General features: G+C 65.3%; 17 protein-coding genes. 9 read left to right on the top strand and 8 right to left on the bottom strand.

Features of this window, described 5'->3' with window-relative positions:
• Positions 1-114: 114 nt before the first annotated feature.
• Positions 115-510: a thioredoxin family protein gene (locus LDZ26_RS01880; protein ID WP_244847926.1), complete on the bottom strand. Its 396-nt coding sequence runs from the start codon at positions 508-510 to the stop codon at positions 115-117.
• Positions 511-529: 19 nt separating this feature from the next.
• Complete coding sequence (gene grpE, locus LDZ26_RS01875; RefSeq protein WP_244847925.1) at positions 530-1,132, bottom strand: nucleotide exchange factor GrpE; 603 nt, start codon at positions 1,130-1,132, stop codon at positions 530-532.
• 361 nt (positions 1,133-1,493) lie between these two features.
• On the opposite strand from grpE, the gene LDZ26_RS01870 reads away from it, so the two are divergent.
• The gene (locus LDZ26_RS01870; protein ID WP_175939501.1) at positions 1,494-1,655 is read left to right on the top strand and encodes a hypothetical protein; all 162 of its coding nucleotides are present in this window, start codon (positions 1,494-1,496) and stop codon (positions 1,653-1,655) included.
• On the opposite strand, the gene LDZ26_RS01865 is transcribed toward LDZ26_RS01870, so the two are convergent.
• The 3 genes from LDZ26_RS01865 to hrcA all read right to left on the bottom strand — a co-directional run bounded on the left by LDZ26_RS01865 (position 1,627) and on the right by hrcA (position 4,282).
• On the bottom strand, positions 1,627-2,034 hold the full coding sequence (locus LDZ26_RS01865) for an RNA-binding S4 domain-containing protein (RefSeq protein WP_175939500.1): 408 nt from the start codon (positions 2,032-2,034) through the stop codon (positions 1,627-1,629). The two genes, LDZ26_RS01870 and LDZ26_RS01865, sit on opposite strands and share 29 nt — an antisense overlap.
• Positions 2,035-2,059: 25 nt before the next feature.
• On the bottom strand, positions 2,060-3,127 hold the full coding sequence (gene hemH / locus LDZ26_RS01860; RefSeq protein WP_244847924.1) for a ferrochelatase: 1,068 nt from the start codon (positions 3,125-3,127) through the stop codon (positions 2,060-2,062).
• Positions 3,128-3,265: 138 nt separating this feature from the next.
• Positions 3,266-4,282 (bottom strand): heat-inducible transcriptional repressor HrcA, encoded by a 1,017-nt coding sequence (gene hrcA, locus LDZ26_RS01855; protein WP_244847923.1) that lies wholly within the window; start codon positions 4,280-4,282, stop codon positions 3,266-3,268.
• A gap of 186 nt (positions 4,283-4,468) precedes the next feature.
• Between hrcA and LDZ26_RS01850 the strand changes: the two genes are divergently transcribed.
• A complete protein-coding gene (locus tag LDZ26_RS01850) occupies positions 4,469-5,362 on the top strand; it encodes an NAD kinase (protein WP_244847922.1) in 894 nt (297 codons plus the stop codon).
• A 35-nt stretch (positions 5,363-5,397) separates the two neighbouring features.
• The gene (gene recN, locus LDZ26_RS01845; protein ID WP_244847921.1) at positions 5,398-7,050 is read left to right on the top strand and encodes a DNA repair protein RecN; all 1,653 of its coding nucleotides are present in this window, start codon (positions 5,398-5,400) and stop codon (positions 7,048-7,050) included.
• A gap of 466 nt (positions 7,051-7,516) precedes the next feature.
• Here the strand turns inward: recN and glnE are convergent, their stop codons facing one another.
• Positions 7,517-10,309, bottom strand: a complete 2,793-nt coding sequence (gene glnE / locus LDZ26_RS01840) for a bifunctional [glutamate--ammonia ligase]-adenylyl-L-tyrosine phosphorylase/[glutamate--ammonia-ligase] adenylyltransferase (protein ID WP_244847920.1) — start codon at positions 10,307-10,309, stop codon at positions 7,517-7,519.
• A 198-nt stretch (positions 10,310-10,507) separates the two neighbouring features.
• Here glnE and LDZ26_RS01835 point away from each other — a divergent pair, with 198 nt between their 5' ends.
• The 3 genes from LDZ26_RS01835 (at position 10,508) to tldD (ending at position 17,316) form a co-directional block, all read left to right on the top strand.
• A complete protein-coding gene (locus LDZ26_RS01835; protein ID WP_244847919.1) occupies positions 10,508-14,779 on the top strand; it encodes a YhdP family protein in 4,272 nt (1,423 codons plus the stop codon).
• Positions 14,780-14,839: 60 nt separating this feature from the next.
• Positions 14,840-15,673, top strand: a complete 834-nt coding sequence (locus tag LDZ26_RS01830; RefSeq protein ID WP_244847918.1) for a carbon-nitrogen hydrolase family protein — start codon at positions 14,840-14,842, stop codon at positions 15,671-15,673.
• Between the two features lie 176 nt (positions 15,674-15,849).
• Positions 15,850-17,316 carry a metalloprotease TldD gene (gene tldD, locus LDZ26_RS01825; RefSeq protein ID WP_244847917.1) on the top strand — a complete coding sequence of 489 codons (1,467 nt, stop codon included), beginning with the start codon at positions 15,850-15,852 and terminating at the stop codon, positions 17,314-17,316.
• Between the two features lie 7 nt (positions 17,317-17,323).
• Here the strand turns inward: tldD and LDZ26_RS01820 are convergent, their stop codons facing one another.
• Complete coding sequence (locus LDZ26_RS01820) at positions 17,324-17,647, bottom strand: hypothetical protein (protein ID WP_244847916.1); 324 nt, start codon at positions 17,645-17,647, stop codon at positions 17,324-17,326.
• Between LDZ26_RS01820 and aroG the strand changes: the two genes are divergently transcribed.
• The gene (gene aroG / locus LDZ26_RS01815; RefSeq protein ID WP_244847915.1) at positions 17,646-18,719 is read left to right on the top strand and encodes a 3-deoxy-7-phosphoheptulonate synthase AroG; all 1,074 of its coding nucleotides are present in this window, start codon (positions 17,646-17,648) and stop codon (positions 18,717-18,719) included. The genes LDZ26_RS01820 and aroG overlap by 2 nt on opposite strands.
• A gap of 143 nt (positions 18,720-18,862) precedes the next feature.
• Positions 18,863-20,113 (top strand): IS256 family transposase, encoded by a 1,251-nt coding sequence (locus LDZ26_RS01810; protein ID WP_244847445.1) that lies wholly within the window; start codon positions 18,863-18,865, stop codon positions 20,111-20,113.
• On the opposite strand, the gene LDZ26_RS01805 is transcribed toward LDZ26_RS01810, so the two are convergent.
• On the bottom strand, positions 20,114-20,704 hold the full coding sequence (locus LDZ26_RS01805) for a cob(I)yrinic acid a,c-diamide adenosyltransferase (RefSeq protein ID WP_244847914.1): 591 nt from the start codon (positions 20,702-20,704) through the stop codon (positions 20,114-20,116). It lies immediately after the preceding gene.
• 201 nt (positions 20,705-20,905) lie between these two features.
• Here LDZ26_RS01805 and LDZ26_RS01800 point away from each other — a divergent pair, with 201 nt between their 5' ends.
• A complete protein-coding gene (locus tag LDZ26_RS01800; protein WP_244847913.1) occupies positions 20,906-22,321 on the top strand; it encodes an FAD-binding oxidoreductase in 1,416 nt (471 codons plus the stop codon).
• Positions 22,322-22,363: the final 42 nt, after the last annotated feature.

The following is a 22,363-nucleotide window of genomic DNA, read 5'->3' as shown; positions in this document are numbered from 1 at the left end:
ATTCAACGGGCCGAACGCCCAAAATTCATACCTATACGCAAGATAAGAGCGCCGGTTTCGTTTTCAAGACCCTGAATGCAATGCGGTCTATAACTTTTTGCGCTCCGGCTCGCGTCATTCCTTTGCTGCCGCCGCGCGGATTTTCTCGCGCGCCGCCGCGACCGCCGCCTCGAACTGCGCGAGACCGTGCCAGCCGGTTGCGCGGCCGAGCCGCTTGCCGCGGTGAAAGAAGAACCACGTCGGCACGCCGTGCAACATGAACCGGCGGCCTAGCTCGCGATGCTCGTACACATTGCTGTGAAACCACTTCAGTCCGAGCGCGCGAATGGCGTCGGGCTGGGCGAGCATCGCTTTTTTCGCGATCTCGCAGTTGAAGCAGTCGAGGCCCCAGAAGAACACGACGGCCAGTTCGTCGCCCGCCGACGCCAGCCCGGCGTCGAAGCCGGCGGCGTCCAGTTCCTGCATCTCGAAGACGGAGAAAGCGGTCGAATCGACGGGCACGTTGGCCATGATCGCGAACCTCGCGGGCTTACTTCGGCGCAGCGACGGTGACGAGCGCCGGACGCAGCACGCGGTCGGCGATGATGTAGCCCTTCTGCAGCACTGCAACGATGGTGTTCGGCTCCTGATCCGCCGGCACCATGGAGATGGCCTGATGACGATGCGGGTCGAACTTCTCGCCGACCGGATTCAGCGCGACGACGCGGCCCTTTTCCAGCGCGCCCGTCAACTGGCGCAGCGTCAGTTCGACGCCTTCGCGCACCTTGGCGAGATCCGTGGACTGGTCCGCGAGCGCGGCTTCGAGGCTGTCGAGCACCGGCAGCAGATTTTCGGCGAAGTTTTCGATGGCGAACTTGTGCGCCTTCGCCACATCTTCCTGGCCGCGGCGGCGTACGTTCTCCGTTTCCGCCTTCGCCCGCAGGAACTCTTCCTGCAGCGCGGCCACGCGGGCTTGCGCTTCGGCCAGTGCAGTTTCGGTGGCGTTCGTGCTGTTCGCGGCGGCTTCCGGCGCGGCAGTGCCGTCTGCCGAGGCGGCCTGCGTTGCTGCCTGATTGGAGTCGGCGGCCTGGCGCGCGTTTTCGTCGGCGGGCGTGGGGTTCTGGCTCGCTGAATTCTCTTGCGTGTTTTCCATGTCGCTGAGTGTCATTACCGTGATTGGATGGATCGGGAATGCCGCCGGCCATCGACGGCCGGCGCGCTTCCTCGCGCTAGCTGCCGAAATTGGGGCAGCGGAAAAGTTTTCAAGGCTTTGTCAGATCAAAATTGAACGTCAGTGTGCCAGTACGGCCGTGCGCGCAATAAGCGGTAACGGACGTTTTGCCGCATCGCGTAAATTGAGATTGAGGGAATGCAGCGGCTCACCTACACTTCGATCAAGCACCGCAGGACGCACGTTAACCCTAATCCTACGATTGCTTCAAACCGCTTGCGCGTCGCCAATTTCCTGATTCTCGCGCGGTCGTCCAGCCGCCGTTCCCGTTTCCGGGGGTACCATGAAACTGACCTTTGCCATCGCGGTGGTCGCCCTGGTACTCGTCGCGGGGACCACGACCATCTGCATGTCCGGCGCCCTGACCGCGCGCACCACCGAGTACGGCGGCGTTCACGCGACGGTCGAAGAATTCTTCAATCCGAACCTGAAAATCTGTCGATGATGCGGCGGTCGCGCTTCGTCGGCCTGCCCTGCATGCCGGCTGCCGGCTCACGAAACGTCTTGCGCCGTTCCGCTTCCGCCAGCCGCTTGGTCCGGCCTTCGTCCGTCTCGGCATAGAGCGTCTGCGCCACCGGCGCGGGCCCGCGCACGTCGCAGAGGCCCAGCACCTGCACCTGCCACACGATCCGCTCGATATCGATCTCGACGATATCGCCCACACGCACGTCCTTCGACGGCTTCACGTTCGCGCCGCCGATCCTCACGCGGCCTTTCTCCACTGCGTCGCTCGCGAGCGAGCGCGTCTTGAAGAAACGCGCGGCCCACAGCCATTTGTCGATGCGCAGGCGCGCGCCCGGTTCCGTCGTGATCTTGTAATTCATGGTGATTCTCGTGCGATGAGCGGTTTCAGGCCGCCACCGTCACCGGTTGCGTGGCCTGTACAGGCCATCCTTGCAGATGTTGTGCCGCGATCTCGCCTAGCGCCTTGATCCACGCCGGCGACGCGTTCAGGCAGGCAATGCGATGGAACTCCTTGCCGCCCGCCTGCAGAAACTCGTCGCGCACTTCGATGCCGATTTCCTCGATCGTTTCCAGGCAGTCCGCCGTGAAGCCGGGGCAGAACACGTCCACGCGCTTCACGCCGGCCGCGCCCAGTTCCGCGAGCGTCGGCGCGGTGTACGGCTGCAGCCACTCCGCGCGGCCGAAGCGCGACTGGAACGTCACGCGGCATTCCACGGGCGTGAGCCCCAGCGCGGAGGCGAGCAGCGAGCCGGTCAACTGGCATTGGTCGTGGTACGGGTCGCCGAGGTCCATGGTCCGCTTCGGCACGCCGTGAAAACTCAGCACGAGCTTGTCGCCCGAGGCGAAGTCCGGCTGGCCGTGCAGCCGCCAGTAGTCACGCACCTGCTCGGCGAGCGCCGCGATATACGCGGGATGGTCCGCGTAATGGCGAATGGTGCGGATCTCCGGCTGATTGCGCACGCGCTTGAGCGCGGTAAAGGCGTCGTCGAAAGCGGTGGCCGTGGTCGACGACGAATACTGCGGATACATCGGCACGAGCAGAATGCGATCGGCGCCTTCCAGCTTCAGCTGATTGAGCATGGCGCCGATGCCCGGCGTGCCGTAGCGCATCGCGTAATCGACGATGACGTGATAGTCGTTCGCCGCAAAAAGCCGCCGCAAGCCTTCGACCTGCCGCTCCGTATAGACGCGCAACGGCGAGCCTTCGGGCATCCACACCTGCGCGTATTTTTTCGCCGATGCGCGCCCGCGAAACGGCAGTATGATGCCGCGCAGAATGATTTGCCAGATGAACGCGGGAATTTCGACGACGCGCGGATCGCTCAGAAACTGCGCGAGATATTTGCGCACCGCTCGCGGCGTGGGCGCGTCCGGCGTGCCGAGATTGATCAGCAGCACCGCGACGCGATGCGAGGCGCTGGGCTGCGAGGGCAACTCGAGGTCGAAACGCATAGGGCAAGGCGGCCGAAAGTCATCGAAAGGTGACGGCCATTATAGCGGCGCGTTCCAGCACGCTGCATCGGCCGAACGGCCTAGTGGCGGCGCGTTCGACGGCGCGGCAAGATGACCGCAAAGGCGCGCTATTGCTGGCTATTGCTGGCTGAGCGACATCGACAGCAGGCGCGCCGTGATATCGACAATGGGAATCACGCGGTTGTAGGCCATGCGGGTCGGGCCGATCACGCCGAGCGTGCCGACGATCTTGCCGTTCACTTCGTACGGCGCGGTCACGACGCTCATCTCCTCGATCGGCACGAGATTCGATTCCCCGCCGATGAAAATCTGCACGCCCTGCGCGTGACTCGATACATCCAGCAATTGCAGGAGGCTCGTCTTTTGGTCGAAGAGGTCGAAGAGTTTGCGCAGCCGCGCCATGTCGGACGAAAGGTCCGCGACTTCGAGCAGGTTGCGCTCGCCGGAAATCAGCACGGTCTCGCCGGGATCGGTCTCGGCCGTGCTCGCGACGACCGCCGCTTGCATCAGCGTGGTCATGTCGCCGCGCAACTGGTCGATTTCCTCGCGCAGCCGGCGGCGCACTTCGTCGAAGGACAGGCCCGCGAAATGCGCGTTGATGTAATTGGAGGCTTCCGTGAGTTGCGAGGGCGAGTAGTCGCGCTGCGTGGCCATCATGCGGTTCTGCACGTCGCCTTCCGGCGTCACGATGATGAGCAGAATGCGCTTGTCCGACAGCCGCATGAACTCGATCTGCTTGAACATGTGGCTGCGGCGCGGCGTGAGGATCACGCCTGCAAACGAGGACAGACTGGACAACACGCTCGCCGCCGCCGCGACGATCTTCTGCGGCTCCTGGCCTTGCAGGCGCGTCTTGACGGCCGTGGTCATCGCCTCGTCCTGCGGGGCTTCGACCGTGAGCATGGTGTCGACGAACAGGCGGTAGCCGCGCGGCGTGGGAATGCGCCCCGCCGACGTATGCGGACTGGCGACGAGGCCCAAGTCCTCGAGGTCCGACATCACGTTGCGGATGGTGGCGGGACTCAGTTCGAGGCCGGAGTGCCGTGATAACGTGCGCGAACCGACCGGCTGACCTTCGGCGATGTAACGCTCGATCAACGTTTTCAGGAGGGTTTGTGCACGTGGGTCTAGCATGGGCAAATTTTAACGCAACGTGTCAAAGCGCGGCGACGGCTGCCGCCGCGGGCTCGCGCCGCTTCGCGGTGCGTTCGGCGGCGCGCCGATCGTTCAATGTCCGCTCCATTCTAGCGACAAACCGGACGCGTCAGAGACCGCGCGGCTCCGGTTCTTTTCGCCTTCGACCTATGGTGTAATGCCGGCATGGAAATTGGCCAATTCAAGACGGTCGCCCTGGTCGGGCGAACCAACACGCCCGGCATCGAGGCGCCGCTGCGATCGCTCGCGGAGCACATTGCGAACCAGGGCTTCGACGTGGTGTTCGAAGCCGGCACCGCGAAGGATGTCGGCGTGACCGACTATCCCGCGCTGTCCATCGCGGAGATCGGCGCGCGTGCGGATGTGGCCGTCGTTCTCGGCGGCGACGGCACCATGCTCGGCGTGGGCCGTCAGCTTGCGCCGTACAGAACGCCGCTCATCGGCGTGAATCACGGGCGGCTCGGCTTCATCACCGACATCCCGCTCAAGGAAATGCACGAACGCGTGCCGCAAATGCTCGCCGGGCAGTTCGAGCGCGAAGAGCGCAGCCTGCTGGAAGCGCGCATCGTGCGCAACGACAAGCCCATCTACCACGCGCTCGCGTTCAACGACGTGGTCGTGAATCGCAGCGGCTTCTCGGGCATGGCGGAACTGCGCGTGTCGGTGGACGGCCACTTCATGTACAACCAGCGCTCCGACGGGCTGATCGTCGCGACGCCGACCGGCTCCACGGCGTACGCGCTGTCTTCCGCCGGGCCGATTCTGCATCCGCAGCTGCAAGGCTTCGTGCTCGTGCCGATCGCCCCGCACTCGCTTTCGAACCGTCCGATCGTGCTGCCGGACGACTCGAAGGTCACCATTCAGATCATCGGCGGGCGCGACGTGAACGTGAACTTCGACATGCAGTCGTTCACCGCCGTCGAACTGAACGACGCCATCGAGGTGCGGCGCTCCCGGCATACCGTGCCGGTGCTGCATCCGGTCGGCTACAGCACGTACGCCACGCTGCGCAAGAAACTGCACTGGAACGAGCATCCTTCGCAGGACTCGTCTGTCTGACCGCACATCTTTGCCGAACCCTTCCCGAAGCGTCCATGCTCCGTCATCTCTCCATTCGAGACTTCGTCATCGTCGCCGCGCTCGACATCGAATTCGATTCGGGCTTCACGGTTTTTTCGGGTGAAACCGGCGCGGGCAAGTCGATTCTGATCGACGCCCTCGCCCTCACGCTCGGCGCCCGCGCCGATGCGAGCGTCGTGCGCACCGGCGAGCCGCGCGCGGACATCACCGCCGAGTTCGGCACGCACCCGCAAGTGGTTCGCTGGCTCGACGAGCACGCGCTCTCGCAGGACGGCGACTCGGTGATGCTGCGCCGCGTGATCGATTCGAGCGGCCGCTCGCGCGCATTCATCAACGGCACGCCGGCGACGCTCACGCAATTGCGCGAAGTCGGCGAAATGCTCGTGGATATCCACGGCCAGCACGCGCATCAATTATTGATGCGTCCCGACGCGCAGCGCGAGCTGTTCGACACGCACGCCGGCCTGGTCGATACGGCCGCCGCCGTGAATCGCGCGTGGCGGGCCTGGCGCGAAGCGCAGCAGGCCGTCGATGCCGCGCAAAGCCGCGACCGCGAACTGCAACTGGAGCGCGAACGCCTCGCCTGGCAACTCAGCGAGTTCGACAAGCTCGCGCCCCAGTCCGGCGAATGGGAGGAAGTGAGCGCGGAGCATCATCGGCTGTCGCACTCGGCGAGTCTGATCGACGGCGTGCAGAACGCGCTCGGCGCGCTGTCCGAATCCGATGACGCGATGATCTCCCAGCTCGGCGCCATCATTTCGAAGCTGCGCTCTCTCGCCGACATCGACCCGGCGCTCAACGACGTGCTCGCTTCACTCGAACCGGCCGAAATCCAGTTGCAGGAGGCGGCCTACTCGCTGTCGCACTATGCGCAGCGGCTGGAGCTCGACCCGGACCGGCTCGCGCAAGTCGAAAAGCGCATGGATCAGCTTCATTCGACGGCGCGCAAGTTCCGCCTTCAGCCCGAAGCGCTGCCGGAAGAACACGAAACGCGCCGCCGTCAGCTTGCCGAACTCGACGCCGCCGCCGATCTCGACGCGCTGAACGCCGCCGCCGCGAAAGCGAAAGACGCGTATCTCGCCGAAGCGAACGTGCTTTCGAAGGCGCGCGCGAAGGCCGCGAAGTCGCTCTCGAAAGCGGTCACCGAAGGCATGCAGGAATTGTCGATGGCGGGCGGCAGCTTCGAAGTCGCGCTCGTGCCGCTTGCGGAAGGCGGCGCGAATGGGCTGGAGCAGATCGAGTTCCGCGTTGCCGGTCACGCGGGCGTCGCGTTGCGGCCGCTCGCGAAGGTCGCGTCGGGCGGCGAACTGGCGCGTATCAGCCTCGCGCTCGCCGTCATCGCGAGTACCGCGAGCCCGACGCCGACGCTCATTTTCGACGAAGTGGACACGGGCATCGGCGGCGGCGTCGCGGAAGTCGTCGGGCGGCTCCTGCATCAACTCGGGCGCGACCGTCAGGTGCTGTGCGTCACGCACTTGCCGCAAGTGGCCGCGCGCGGGGATCAGCATTTTCAGGTGGCGAAGTCGTCCGACGATGCGGGCGGCACCGTCAGCACCGTGACGCCGCTCGACAAGGCAAAGCGCATCGAGGAAGTGGCGCGGATGCTCGGCGGTATCGAAATAACCGCGACGACGCGCAAACACGCGAAGGAGATGCTGGCGGCGTGAGTCTAGCAAGCGGCAGCGCGCTTTTCGCCTGCCGCTCACGCGCCGCCCGCGCGCTAGGCACGCGCGGCGCACGTCGCGCCGCCACTCGCCCGCCGCACGCACGCCTCTTAGTGTCAAGCAGGCGCTCCTCGCGCGCCTCTCTCGTGCCAAGCACGGGCCCCAACTTACGGTCGCCGAACACGCGCGGCGGACGTCGCCGGCATTCACCGCTGAACGAGTCCGGACGCGCGCCAACGAGGCGCCCCTCACATCGCGTCGCCGAACACACGCCGCTAGGCGCCGTCACCGCTTCATGCAGTACGCCCACGCCGGTCAGGTCGACGCGGGGTTTCTGCATGCGTTCGAGCCGCGGCGTGCGCTCCTACTTCCGGCCACGCCGGACCCGGGCCCCGCACGCGCCGCCCGCATCGCGTCACGCATGCGCCGTCCACATCGCGCCACCTCTCACGCGCCAAACACCCGCCGCTCACATCCCATCGCCAAACACGCGCCGCCAGAGGCCCGTCACCGCTTCGCGCTCCACGCGCACGACAGCCGGATCGACGCGCGCCTTCTCCATGCCGTCGAGCCGCAGCGTGTGCTGGAGCTTCCGGTAATACCGGTACGCCGCGCCGATCGTCTCCGCATCCGGCTCCGAAATGAGGCCGCTCTGCGCCGCGATCTTCAAGAGCGTGATATTCCCCGCGTTGCGCAAAAACGCGCGATGCGTCCGCGTGTGCAGGAGCACCCAGTACTGCACGATGAACTCGATATCGACCATGCCGCCGCGATCGTGCTTCAGGTCGAACAAATCGCTGCGATTGGGATGCCCCGCCGCCACGCGTTCCCGCATCGCGACGATTTCGAGCGCGAGCGCCGCCGCATCGCGCTCCATCACGAGCACGTCGGCGCGGATCGCTTCGAACTGCGCGCCGATGTCGGCATCGCCCGCGCTGAACCGCGCCCGCGACAGCGCCTGATGCTCCCACACCCACGCGGTATTGGCCGCGTCGCCCTCGCGTAGCTGATAGCGGCGAAACGAATCGAGGCTAGTGACCAAGAGGCCGGACTCGCCGTTCGGCCGCAGCCGCAAGTCCACGTCGAAGAGCGTGCCCGCGCCCGTCGCCGCCGTGAGCCACGTAATCAGGCGGCGCGCGAACATCGCGTAGATGTCGGAGGCGGCATCGTCGGGGTCGTCGTAGAGAAAGATCAGATCGAGATCCGACGCGTAACCCAGTTCCTTGCCGCCCAGCTTCCCATACGCGATGACCGAAAACCGCGGCGTCTCGCGATGCCGCTTCGGGAACTGCTTCCACACGGTTTCGACGGTCACGTCGAGCACCGCGTCCGCGAGTTCGGACAAGCGGTCGCTCACGTGCTCGACCGTCAGCCGCCCGGCCAGATCCAGCAGCAGAATGCGGAACACTTCGGCCTGATGCGCGTGGCGCAGCAAGTCCATCTGATGCTCGGCGTCCTCGGCGGCGGCGAGACGCGCATTCAGCGCGCGCCGGAATTCGGGCCAGTCGAACGGGCTGGAAATCGCTTCGTCGTCGAGCAATTCGTCGAGCAATTGCGGATGGCGGATCAGATAGCCCGCCGCCCAGCGCGACCCCGACAGCACCGAGAGCACGCGGTCGAGCGCCGCCGGATATTCGGTGAGCAACGCGAGGTACGCGCCGCGCTTCGCCGTGGCTTCGAGCAGATCGAAGAGACGCGCGATGGTATCCACGCGGCGCGCCGCGTCGATGGACTGCACGGCTTCCAGCGCGCGCTGCACGACGATGTCGAACCGGCCACGGCTTTGTTCCGGCAGCCCGGCATAGCGCGACGAGTTCCAGACGCCCGTCAGCCGCGCGAGCACCGGCGCCGGGTCCGCGAAGCCCAGTTCCATGAGACGCGCGGTGAGTTCGTCCTGGGCGGATTCGTCGGCGAGCGCGCCGCTCCAGATCCACGACGCCGCCGAATCTTCCGCCACGCCGCAGCCATGCTCGCCGCTTACCTTGTCGGCGAAGATCGCGTCGAACTGCTGCTCGACGAATTCGCGGTGAGCGTCGAGCTTCTTCATCAACGCGGCGTAATCCGCGAAGCCGAGCGACGACGCCAGCAGCGCGCGCTCCTCGTCGGCCACGGGCATGGCGTGCGTCTGCGCGTCGTTGCGATACTGCAGACGATGCTCGACCGTGCGCAGGAAGAGATACGCCTCGGTGAGCGCATGGCGCACATGTGGGGCGATGAGCCCGTTGGCCGCCGCGCGTTCGAGCACGGCGAGCGTCGGCCGGATACGAAAATCCGCTGCCTGCCCGCCGCGAATCAACTGAAACACTTGCGCGCTGAACTCGATCTCGCGGATGCCGCCGCGCCCGAGCTTGATGTCGTCGGCCTTGTCGGGTCGCATGGACGCGCGCCGTCGCGCTTCTTGCCGAATCTGCTGATGCAGCGAGCGAATCGCCGCGATCACGCCGTAATCGAGGTAGCGGCGGTAGACGAACGGCGTGGCGATCGCGTCGAGTTGCTTCGCGAGCCGCTGCGCGGACTCGCTTTCGCGCTCGGACACGAGCCGCGCCTTGATCCACGCGTAGCGCTCCCACTCGCGGCCTTGCACGTAGAAGTACTCTTCGAGCATGCCGAGACTGCACACGAGCGGTCCGGAATCGCCGTTCGGACGCAGCCGCATGTCGACGCGAAACAGGTAGCCGTCCTGCGTGATTTCCGCGAGCGCGCCGATCAGCCGCCGTCCGAGCCGCGTGAAGAATTCTTGCGTCGCGAGCGGCGCGCGCGTGCCGCCGGCGGTTTCGCCGTCGTCTTCGTAGACAAAGATCAGATCGATATCCGATGACGCGTTCAGCTCGCGCCCGCCGAGCTTGCCCATGCCGACGACGCCGAGCGTGAGCCGCTCGCCATTCGGCCCGCGCGGCTCGCCGAACAGCGTTTCGAGGTCCGCCGTCAGCACGGCGAGCGCTCGCTGGATGGTGACTTCGGCGAGATCGGTCATTGCGCCGGTGACTTCGGCGACATCGGCCGCGCCGCGCAGATCGCGCTCCATCACCGTGCAGAACACGTCCACGCGAAGGCGCCGCAGCGCGGTCTTGAGCGCGGCTTCGTCGAGCGCGCCGTTAGACGAAGCGCGCGCGCAGTGCGCATCGAGACGCGCTTCGATCCACTCGCGCGTAACGGGCGACTGCGCCCACTCCGCTACGTTCGACGCCAGTTCGGCGCGCGCGGCATACGCGCGGGCTGCATAAGTGGAGTAGCCGGAACTGCGCAGAGTCACATCGGTCATGAAGGGTTAGGCTCGCAGGTTGCTTTGCGTCGAGTGTTTCGGTGCGCGGGCGGACGCAGGCGGCACCGCCCGAAAGGCTCGCGCGGCGGGCCTTTGCGGGCGGTCCGGCGCGCGCGCGCCGCGAATGTCCGCGCCTTGCCCTGTGTTACATTTCAGCGTCGAACACGCAAAACTACCATATCGCCGAACAGCCGCAGCATGTCCGACAGCAGACGATCCGTCGACCCGACCGAAGTTGGACAAGCCGAGCCCAGCGGCAACGCCGAGCGCGTTCTGTCGCGCGTTCTCAAAGTCGTCCTCGTCATCGCCGCCGTGCTGTATTTTGCGGTCGCGTGCATCTATCTCGGCCTGCGCTATGTCGTGCTGCCGCAGATCGATTCGTTCAGGCCGCGCATCGAAGAAGCCGTCTCCACGCGCATGCACGCGCAATTGCGCATCGGCCGGCTGTCCGCGCGATGGTCGGGCATGCAGCCGACCATCGACATCGACAATCTTCGCATCGACGCCGCCGACGGCTCGCCGGGGCTCGCGGTGCCGCACGCGAGCGCGAGTATCGCGTGGCGCTCGCTCGTGCAGCTCAAGCCGAAACTGGCGGATCTGACCGTCGATGGCCCCGACGTGATCGCCGCGCGCAACGCGAAAGGCGAAGTCACGGTCGCGGGCGTTCCGATTCCGACGCATCGCACGGGCTCCAACGCGTTCACCACATGGCTGCTCGGCCAACAGCACATTCTGCTGCGCGACGGCACGCTGCGCTGGCGCGACGCCCAGCGCGGCGCGCCCGAGATAGCGTTCAAGCGGCTGCGGCTCACCGTGTTGAACGACGGCCTGCGTCATCGCGTGGCGCTCGCCGCGCCGCCCGACGGCGACGTGCTGCACGGTCCGCTCGACCTGCGCGCGGACTTCCGCCACGAGCCGTTCAGCGCGATGGGCGCGCCCGCGAACTGGACCGGCCGCGTGTACGTGTCGACCGGTCCGCTCGATCTGCCGACGCTCGCGCGCTACGTGAAGATGCCGTTCGCCATCTACGACGGCCGCGTGGAGAACCGCATCTGGGTCAACTTCGCGCGCGGGGAGTTGCAGAGCGCGAACGGCGACCTCGCGGGCGGCAACATCGCGCTGCGCGTGCGGGCGACGCAGCCGCGACTCGATCTTCCGGTGGCGCGCTTCGGCTGGACCGTCGACAAGAAGGACGGCGCGTACACGCTCAATCTGTCCGACCTGCGCGCCGAACTCGGCCAGCCCGCGCTGGAAGACGGCACGCCGGTCGCGCGCCTTCTGACCTCGCGCACGCTCAGCGCGACATATCGCCCGGCGGCGGTCAACGTCGGCCTGCTTTTCCGTATAACGGGCGATGAAGCCGATCTCGGCATCCTCGCTGAATTCACGCGCGCGCTGCCGGTTCCGGCGCGCGTGCTCAACGAACTCGTGCGCTTCAATCCGCGCGGGCAGATTGCCAATTTCACGATCTACACGGAACGCGCGCCGCCGCGCAGCGAGGAAGAAGTGAAGCGCCAGCGCGAAAAAGGCGACGCGAAGCTGCTGCACTATGCGTTCAAGGGCGAGTTGCAGGGCATCAGCGTGCAGGCGCAGGAGCCGCCGCCGGGACTGACCGCGAACAATCACCCGCGCGCCGGCATTCCGGGCATCGAAAACCTGTGGGGCGCGGTCGACGCGAACGAGTCGCAAGGCACCATCAGCATCGATACGAAGAACGCGGCCGTGACGATTCCCGGCGCGTTCGACGACCCGCGTCTCATCTTCGATTCGCTGCAGGGCCACGCCACCTGGACCGTCGCGGATGCCATCGCGCCGGGCGAGCTGCGCCGCGCGTTCACCATTCATCTGGACACGCTGCGCGTGAAGAACGCCGACGCCGAGGGCGAAGTCACCGCCGCGTACTGGAATCAGGGGCACGGCCGCGGCAATCTCGACCTGAAGGCGAAGGTCGCACACCTGAACGCGACGCACCTGGTGCGCTATCTGCCGACGAGCCTGAACGAACGCGTGCGCGTCTACCTCGGCCATGCGTTGCAGGCGGGCGTCGCGCGCAACGCGACGCTCGAAGTGCACGGCGATCTCACGCGCTTTCCGTACGCGAAGTTTCCGGATGCCGGCGTATTTCGCATCGAAGCGCCGTTCACCGGCGGCAAGTTCGATCCGACGCCGTTCCCGCCGCGCAAGATGGCCAACGGCTTGCCGAATTTCTGGCCGGCGTTCGAAGGCATCGACGGCACCTTCACGCTCGCGCAGAACAAGCTCGGCTTCGACATTCATCGCGGGCATTACAAGGGCGTCGCCGTGTCGCGCGTGATCGGACGTATCGACGATACGGGCAACCGCGAAACGAAGCTGTGGATCGACGGCCAGGCGCGCGGCCCGCTCGCCGACATGCTGCAATACGTCGATAACAGCTCGCTCGGCCTGATGGCGAAGCACGCGACGCGCAAGCTCGACGCGAAGGGCAACGCGTCGCTCGCGCTCACGCTCGGCATTCCGCGCTTCCGCCCGCCGCCGCCGCTGCCGCCGCTGCGCACGGAGTACAAAGGCTCGCTGACCTTTGCCGACAATGAAGTCGCGTATGCCAATCTGCCGCCGCTCACGCATTTGCGCGGCCGCGCGGACTTCGCGGCGAAGACCGTCGCGCTCGATTCGCTCACGGCGCAACTGCTCGGCGGCGACGTGCGCGCGGCAGGCGGCGTGCGGCCCGACGGCAGCTATGCGTTCGATGTGAACGGGCGCATCGGCACCGACGCCGCCGCGCGCTTCAACGGCCGCATGACGCCGCAGGTCACGCAGCTTCTGACGCGCATCGACGGCGCCGCGCCGTATGAACTGCACGTGCGCGGCGCGAAGAACGCGTTGCCCGACGTGCAGGCGAAAGCGGATCTCACGGGCGTCGGCATCGACTTGCCCGCGCCGTTCGGCAAGGCGAAGGGCGCGCCGATGCCCTTCGCGTTCAGCTTCGCGCCCGCGCCCGGCGTCGCATCGGATCTGCACGACGCGCGGCTCACGCTCGGGCCGCTCGCGGCGCATTACCAGTTGCGGCGGATCGGCCGGGCGGAAGTGAAGATCGACACCGAAAGCCCGGCCGCGCCGATGAACATGCGCGCGACCTTGCAGGCCGTGCGCGGCGCGATCGCCGTGAACAAGCCCGCCGACTTGCCGGCAGAAGGCGTGGCCGCCGACGTGGACCTGAATACGCTCGACGCCGATGCGTGGCGCAAGGTGTTCGCGGACGCGACGGCGGCACAAACGACGCCCTCCCCGCCCGCTTCGCCCATGAGCGACACCGCCCGCCAGTTCGTGCCGACGCGCGCCGCGCTGCACATCGGCACGCTGAAGCTCCTCGACCGGCGCTGGGAGAACATCGCCATCGACGCGCGCGAGGAGTCGAGCGATCGCAAGTGGCTCGCGAACATCGCATCGGATCAGGTGACGGGCAGCGTCGCGTTCACGCCCGGCGCGGTCAAAGGCGGCCCCGGCGCGGTGCAGGCGCGGCTCGACAAAGTGGCGATTCCCGACAAAGCGGACAACGCGCCCGCCGAGAAAGCGATGAGCAGGCCGCCGCGCAACATGCCGTCCATCGATGTGATCGTGAATCAACTTCTTCTGCGCGGCCGCGATCTGGGCCGGCTCGAAGTGAATGCGCACAACGAAGCCGTCGCCGATGAGCCGATCTGGACGCTCGACAAGTTGCAGCTCGCCAACCCGGACGCGACCTTCACCGCGAACGCCATCTGGCGCGCGCTGCCGGGCGCGCAGCCGCGACGCGGCGACGATGCCGCGCCCCGGCGCACGTCGGTCGATTTCAGGCTGGACGTGAACAACGGCGGGCAGTTCCTGGACCGCTTCGGTCTGCCGCATTCGGTCAATGGCGCGACCGGTTCGGTATCCGGTCACGCGGGCTGGAACGGTGGTCCGACCGCGGTCGATCTGCCCACGCTCGACGGCACGGTGGCGGTCGATTTGCGGCACGGGCAGATTCTGCGCGCGCCGGCCGCCGCAAAGTGGCTCGGCATTCTGAGCCTGCGCAGCCTCGCCAATCTGCTCACGCTGCATTTCGAGGATGTGGTCGGCAAGGGGCTGCCGTTCGAGAAGCTCACGGGCAATGCGCGCATCGCGAAGGGCATCGGCCGCACCGACGATCTTTCGATGATCACGCCGCCCGCGCGCGTGCAGGCGCACGGCTCAGTCGATCTGCCGAAGAAGACGCAGGATCTTCGCGTCAAGGTGATTCCGACGGTCGGCGCGGGCGCGGTGGCGCTCGGCGCGGCGGTCATCAATCCGCTGCTCGGTCTCGGCGCGCTCGCGGCCGACCTCGCGCTGTCGCAGTCGATCAAGAAAGCCTTCGCGGCCGACTATTCGATCACCGGATCGTGGACCAAGCCGGTCATTCAGCGCCTGCATGGCGATCAGGGTAAGATCGAATCACCCGCTGCCGTCGCGCGTCCGTCAGCCGCTCAATAAAAGCGGGGCGCCCGTCGAAACGTGCGGACGTCCTCTTTCGACCAACCCAGCGCCACGAACATGACCGAACAATCGAGCGAAAGCACCGTGCGGCCGTTCCAGGTCGCCGCGCTGCAAATGGTGAGCACGCCGGATCGCGACCGCAATCTGGCCGAGGCCGGGCGGCTCATTGCCGAGGCCGCGCAAGGCGGCGCGCAACTGGTGCTGCTGCCCGAGTACTTCTGCTTCATGGGTTTCAAGGACACGGACAAGCTCGCGATCCGCGAAACGCCCGGCGACGGCCCCATTCAGCAGTTTCTCTCGGACGCCGCGCGCAAACATGGCGTGTGGGTCATCGGCGGGACGCTGCCGCTGAAGTCGCCGGAAGCGTCGCGCGTGCTGAATACGTCGCTCGTCTTCGGTCCAGACGGCGAGCAGGTCGCGCGCTACGACAAGATTCATCTGTTCAATTTCGAAAAGGGCGAGGAATCGTTCGACGAAGCGCGCAGCATCGTGCCCGGCGCGGACGTGCGCACCTTCGAAGCGCCGTTCGGGCGCGTGGGCCTCTCCGTCTGCTACGACCTGCGCTTTCCCGAGCTGTATCGGAAGATGGGCGACTGCGCGCTGATCGTCGTGCCGTCCGCGTTCACGTACACGACCGGCAAAGCGCACTGGGAGACGCTCCTGAAGGCGCGGGCGATCGAGAACCAGTGCTACGTGCTCGCCGCCGCGCAAGGCGGCAAGCACGAAAACGGTCGCCGCACGTGGGGGCATAGCATGCTGATCGACCCTTGGGGCGAAATCGTCGCCGTGCGCGAGGAAGGCGCGGGCGTCGTCGCGGGCGCGATCGATCCCGAACGCATCGCGAGCGTGCGGCAGAGTTTGCCGGCGTATCGGCATCGGGTGATCGCGTAGGCGTTCCTGCGCCACGTCCCGATGTCCCGACGTGGCGCTGACGCGCCGCATCTCGAAAATAGGCTTTTTGACGGCCTTGAACGCGCGGAAGTGGTCCCGCACATGGCCTGAACGACGCGGACAGTAGGATTGTCCGAAATTCACCGAACACGCTGCATCAACGCAATAGGCACCGCATGAACATCATCGAACCCGGCATCCGCAACCTGGTCACGGCGAAGGACGTTCTCCTGACGCCGTACGGCCTCGACGAGGGTCTCATCACGCGCACGCTCGCGGAGATTTTCACGCATCGCGTCGATTACGCGGATCTGTACTTCCAGTCCACGCGCAGCGAAGCGTGGAGTCTGGAGGAAGGCATCGTCAAATCGGGCAGCTTCAGCATCGATCAAGGCGTCGGCGTGCGCGCCGTCTCGGGCGAGCGCACGGCGTTCGCCTATTCCGACGATCTTTCGCCCGATTCCATCCGTCAGGCCGCGCTCGCCACGCGCGCGATCGCGAAGGCGGGCGGCGGCAGGCACAAGATCAAGCCGGCGAGCACGCTCACCGGCGTCTCGGGCCGCGACCTGTACGTGCCCGCCGATCCGCTCCATTCGCTCGATGCCAACGCCAAGGTCAGGCTGCTCGAGCGCGTCGAACAGATGGCGCGCGGCCGCGATCCGCGCATCACGCAAGTGATGGCCGGGCTCGCGGGCGAATACGACGTCGTGCTCGTCGCGCGCAGCGACGGCGCGCTGGCGGCGGACGTGCGGCCGCTCGTGCGCGTCTCGGTGACGGTGATCGCCGAGCAGAACGGCCGGCGCGAGATCGGCACGGGCGGCGGCGGCGGACGCTTCGATTACGGCTATTTCACGGACGATATCTTGTCGAAGTACGTCGATGACGCCGTGCATGCGGCGCTCGTCAACCTGGAAGCGCGCCCTGCTCCGGCCGGTGCGATGACGGTCGTGCTCGGGCCGGGCTGGCCCGGCGTGCTGCTGCACGAAGCCGTCGGGCACGGGCTGGAGGGCGATTTCAACCGCAAGGGATCGTCGGCGTTCGCCGGCCGCATCGGCGAGCAGGTGGCGGCGAAGGGCGTGACGGTCGTGGACGACGGCACGCTGCCGAATCGCCGCGGCTCGCTCAACATCGACGACGAAGGCAACCCGACGCAGTGCACGACGCTGATCGAAGACGGCATTCTCAAGGGCTACATTCAGGATTCGCTCAACGCGCGCCTGATGAAGATGCCGGTGACGGGCAACGCGCGCCGCGAGTCGTACGCCGCGCTGCCGATGCCGCGCATGACGAACACGTACATGCTCAACGGCGACAAGGACCCGCAGGAAATTCTCGCGTCGGTGAAGAACGGCCTGTACGCGGTGAATTTCGGCGGCGGCCAGGTGGATATCACCAACGGCAAGTTCGTCTTCTCGGCGTCCGAGGCGTACATGATCGAGAACGGCAAGATCACGTACCCGGTGAAGGGCGCGACGCTGATCGGCAGCGGTCCGGAATCGCTCAAATACGTGACGATGATCGGCAACGACATGTCGCTCGACAGCGGCGTGGGCGTGTGCGGCAAGGAAGGCCAGAGCGTGCCGGTGGGCGTCGGTCAGCCGACTTTGCGCATCGAAAAGATGACGGTGGGCGGCACGATCTGATGCCGTTTTACCGCATCGGCGGCGGCGCGTTCGGAATGGTTCGCACCCGCCGATGCGGATTTCCCGCGTTCGACGCGTGGCCGCTTGTCAGCGCCGCCCGTTTGAGGTTATAAAGACGGTCACCCTTTTTGCAATGCGCCCTGTGCTCACCATGTCCGCCAAGTTTTATTTTTATTTCTTTTGGCATCTCAAGCCGCTGGCGGATCGAGAGGGGTGAGTCGTAGGTTGCAGATACGCAAAACCGAATTCCCGAAAAACCGCCAGCCAAGTCTGGCGGTTTTTTTTCGCCTTCCATTTTTTGCACAGAACATTGCCGTTGGAGAATCGCCATGCCCCCGCACAATACCGATGACGTTCGTATCCGCGAGTTGAAGGAGCTCGTCCCGCCCGCGCATTTGATCCGCGAATTTCCGTGCACGGAGCCGGTGTCCGATCTCATCTTCAACGCGCGGCAATCGATGCATCGGATTCTGCACGGCATGGATGACCGGTTGATCGTCATCATTGGGCCGTGTTCGATTCACGACCCGAAGGCGGCGCTGGAATATGCGGGGCGCTTGATCGAGCAGCGCAAGCGGTTCGCGGGCGAACTGGAAATCGTGATGCGCGTGTATTTCGAAAAACCGCGTACGACAGTCGGCTGGAAAGGGCTGATCAACGATCCGTACATGGACAACAGCTTCAAGATCAACGACGGATTGCGCGCCGCGCGAGAATTGCTCATGCATGTCAACGAGCTCGGGCTGCCGGCGGGGACGGAATATCTCGACATGATCAGCCCGCAATACATCGCGGACTTGATTTCGTGGGGCGCGATCGGCGCGCGGACGACCGAATCGCAAGTGCATCGGGAATTGGCTTCGGGGCTTTCGTGTCCGGTCGGATTCAAGAATGGCACTGATGGCAACGTGAAAATCGCGGTGGATGCGATAAAGGCCGCTTCGCAGCCGCATCATTTTCTTTCTGTGACGAAGGGCGGGCATTCGGCGATCGTTTCGACTGCTGGCAATGAGGACTGCCATATCATCTTGCGCGGCGGTAAAGCGCCGAACTTCGATGCGGCTTCGGTCGATGCCGCGTGCAGCGATATCGGCAAGGCGGGATTAGCGGCGCGGCTGATGATCGACGCGAGCCATGCGAATAGTTCGAAGAAGCATGAGAATCAGATTCCGGTTTGCGCGGATATCGGGCGTCAGTTGGCGGCTGGCGATGAGCGCATCGTCGGGGTAATGGTGGAATCGCATCTTGTCGCCGGGCGGCAGGATTTGAAGGAAGGGTGTGAGCTTACTTACGGGCAAAGCGTTACTGATGCTTGTATTGGGTGGGAGGAAAGCGTCGGGGTGCTCGAAGGATTGGCGGAAGCGGTAAAGCAGCGGCGACTGAAGAGAGTTGGCGGCAATTGATAACTAGCAGAGTCGGCACCGCTTCTCAATCGGTGCCGACTCTGCCGAGGTCCTAAGCCAGCTTCGCTTGTGCGATCTCAATCTCTTGCGGGGCCTGTCAGGAATTTTGTGTTTAAGGCATAACATGCTCCCAAGGAGAGTTTATGCCTCGCAAACCGAAAGCCCAGCCGGCGGCTCTGCCGGCGATTCCGGCCGAACTGCTTGAGCAGTTCGGCAACGGTCCGATGACGGCTGAAGCCATCAATGCCGCGACGCTGGCGCTCAAGAAGGCGCTGATCGAACGGGCGCTGGGCGGCGAGATGAACCATCATCTCGGCTACCCTCCCGGTGCTGCCAAGCCGGTCAACGCCACGAATCAGCGCAACGGCAAAGGGGCCAAGACGGTTCTGACCGAAGACGGTCCGATCCGCATCGAGGTGCCGCGTGACCGCGACGGCAGCTTCGAACCGATCCTGATTCCCAAGCACGAACGGCGCTTCACGGGCTTCGACGACAAGATCGTCGCCATGTATGCCCGAGGCATGACCGTACGTGAGATCCAGGGCTTCCTGCTGGAACAGTACGGCACCGATGTCTCGCCCGACTTCATCAGCTCGGTCACCGACGAAGTCATGGCCGAAGTAACCGCATGGCAGGCCCGGCCGCTCGAGCCGATGTATCCGGTCGTGTTTTTCGACGCACTGCGGGTCAAGATTCGCGAAGACGCCGTCGTGCGCAACAAGGCGGTGTACCTGGCGCTGGGCGTGCTGCCCGACGGCACGCGCGAGATCCTGGGCCTGTGGATCGAGAATACCGAGGGGGCCAAATTCTGGATGAAGGTATTCAACGATCTGAAGACGCGCGGTGTTCACGACATCCTGATCGCCGTCACCGACGGTCTGAAGGGCATGCCCGAAGCATTGGCGGCGGTGTTTCCGGCCACCACACTGCAAACCTGTATCGTCCATCTGATCCGCAACAGCCTCGATTACGCCAGTTGGAAAGACCGCCGAGGGTTGGCTGCCGCGATCAAACCGATCTATGCCGCGCCCAGCGCGGAAGCGGCCCAGGCCGAACTCGATGCGTTTGCTGATGGGCCGTGGGGCCAGAAATTCCCGACCGTCAGCAGCGCGTGGCGCAACGCCTGGGATCGCGTAATCCCGTTCTTTGCGTTTCCGCCGGGTGTGCGCAAGATCATCTACACGACGAACGCGATTGAAAATATCAACTCGCAGTTGCGCAAGATCATCAAGACCCGTGGTCACTTCCCGAGCGACGAGGCCGCCACCAAACTCATCTGGCTGGCCTTGCGCAACATCACCGCGAATTGGGGAAGTGCCGCGCATGACTGGAAGACGGCCATGAACCAGTTCGCTATCCTTTACGCAGATCGATTCGTTCGGCCCTCCGTGTAATTACTCAACCTGCCTTAGAACACGGAAATCCTGACACCCCCCTCTTGCGTGATTCCAGAGAATATCCTCCCCCCCATCCGCCCGATTCAAAACCCGCGCCAACACAAACAGCAAATCCGACAGCCGATTGACATACCTTCGCGGCGCGTCATTAACCCCATCAGCTTCGATACGCCCTAGAGCAACAATCGCCCGCTCCGCCCTTCGACACACCGTGCGGCAAACATGCGCCAAAGCCGCCGCCCTCGACCCGCCCGGCAGAATAAACTCCTTAAGCGGCGGCAAAGTCGAGTTGTAATCCGCGAGCCACGCATCCAACCGCTCTAAATGCGAATCCGAAATCATCGAATGCCCCGGAATCGACAACTCACCGCCCAGATCGAATAAATCGTTCTGAATCTGCGTGAGCGCATTGCGCACATCCGGCGGTAAAGCCTCGCACAACAACACGCCCAACGAAGAATTCAGTTCATCGACATCGCCGATCGCCGCAATGCGCGCATCGTCTTTCGAAACCCGGCGGCCATCGCCGAGTCCGGTGGTGCCATCGTCGCCGGTGCGCGTCGCGATCTTGCTGAGGCGGTTACCCATCACTGCTCCTGTGTCATCCAGAATCCAAAATGCGCCGAAAAGCCGCCGAAGCATTATAGGCAGCGCCCCTCGCTTACCCTGCGACGCCGCGCGCCGCGAGCGTCCCGCGCGTAAAATAAGACGGCGCCCTGCCGTGCGACCGTCGAACAGCACGCATGCCGCCCGAAGCACGAAATCGACAAAAATCCGCCGGAGACGCCCGTGAACCACCCCGCCTTGCCGCATGCCATCCGCCGGCCGTTTCCCGCCGCCCTGCTCGACGCGCTCAAGCAACACTTCGCCGAGCGAGTCAGCACGAGCCAGGCCGTGCGGGAACATCACGGCCGCGACGAATCCCCGTTCGATCCGCAATTGCCCGACGCCGTCGTGTTCGCGCGCAGCACGCAAGAGGTCCAGGCAATCGTCCGGCTGTGCGCCGAGCACGACGTGCCGATCATCCCGTACGGCAACGGATCGTCGCTCGAAGGGCATCTGCTCGCGGTGCACGGCGGCGTGTCGATCGACTTGTCGGAGATGAACAGCGTCGTCTCGATCAACGCCGAAGACCTGACCGCCACCGTGCAGCCCGGCATTTCCCGCAAGCAGCTGAACGAAGCGCTGAAGGACACCGGCCTCTTCTTTCCGATCGATCCCGGCGCGGACGCGAGCATCGGCGGCATGTCGGCGACGCGCGCGTCGGGCACCAACGCCGTGCGCTACGGCTCGATGCGCGAAAACGTCCTCGCGCTGACCGTCGTGCTCGCCGACGGGCGCGTCATCCATACCGGCACGCGCGCCCGCAAATCGTCGGCGGGCTACGACCTGACGCGGCTTTTCGTCGGCTCCGAAGGGACGCTCGGCGTCATCACCGAGATCACGGTGCGGCTCTACCCGCAGCCCGAGGCCATCTCGGCGGCCGTCTGCGCGTTTCCGTCGATGGGCGACGCGGTGCGCGCCGTCATCGAAACGATCCAGATGGGCGTGCCGATCGCCCGCGTCGAGTTCGTCGATAAGCTCGCCGTGCGCGCCATCAATCGCCATTCGAACCTGACGCTGCGCGAATCGCCGATGCTGTTCTTCGAATTTCAAGGCACCGAAGCCGGCGTGAAGGAGCAGGCGCAGACCGTGCAGGAGATCACCGCGCAGAACCACGGCACCGACTTCGAATGGGCGACGCGTCCCGAAGACCGCAGCCGCCTCTGGACCGCGCGCCACAACGCCTATTTCGCGATGCTGCAACTGAAGCCCGGCTGCCGCGCCGTGACCACCGACGTCTGCGTGCCGATTTCGCGTCTGGCCGAATGCGTCGAAGAAACGGAGAAGGACCTGCTGGGCTCGTCGCTGCCCTGCCCGATCGTCGGACATGTGGGCGACGGCAATTTCCACGTCGCGATGCTGCTCGATCCCGCGAAGCCGGAGGAACGCGATGAAGCCGAGCGCCTGAACCGGCGCATCGTCGAGCGCGCGCTGAAAGTCGGCGGCACATGCACGGGCGAGCACGGCGTCGGGCTGCATAAGATGGACTTCATGCTCGACGAGCACGGCGAAGACGGCATCGACGTGATGCGGTCCATCAAGCGCGCGCTCGATCCGAAGAACCTGATGAATCCGGGCAAGATCTTCGCGTTCACGCGGTAGGCGCGCCGCTCTATCCCGCGCGCCCGGTGGACGAAGAAGCCA

The sequence above is a fragment of the Caballeronia sp. SL2Y3 genome (genome assembly GCF_022879575.1).
Lineage (GTDB): Bacteria > Pseudomonadota > Gammaproteobacteria > Burkholderiales > Burkholderiaceae > Caballeronia.
This window is presented reverse-complemented; position numbering and strand designations above follow the sequence as displayed.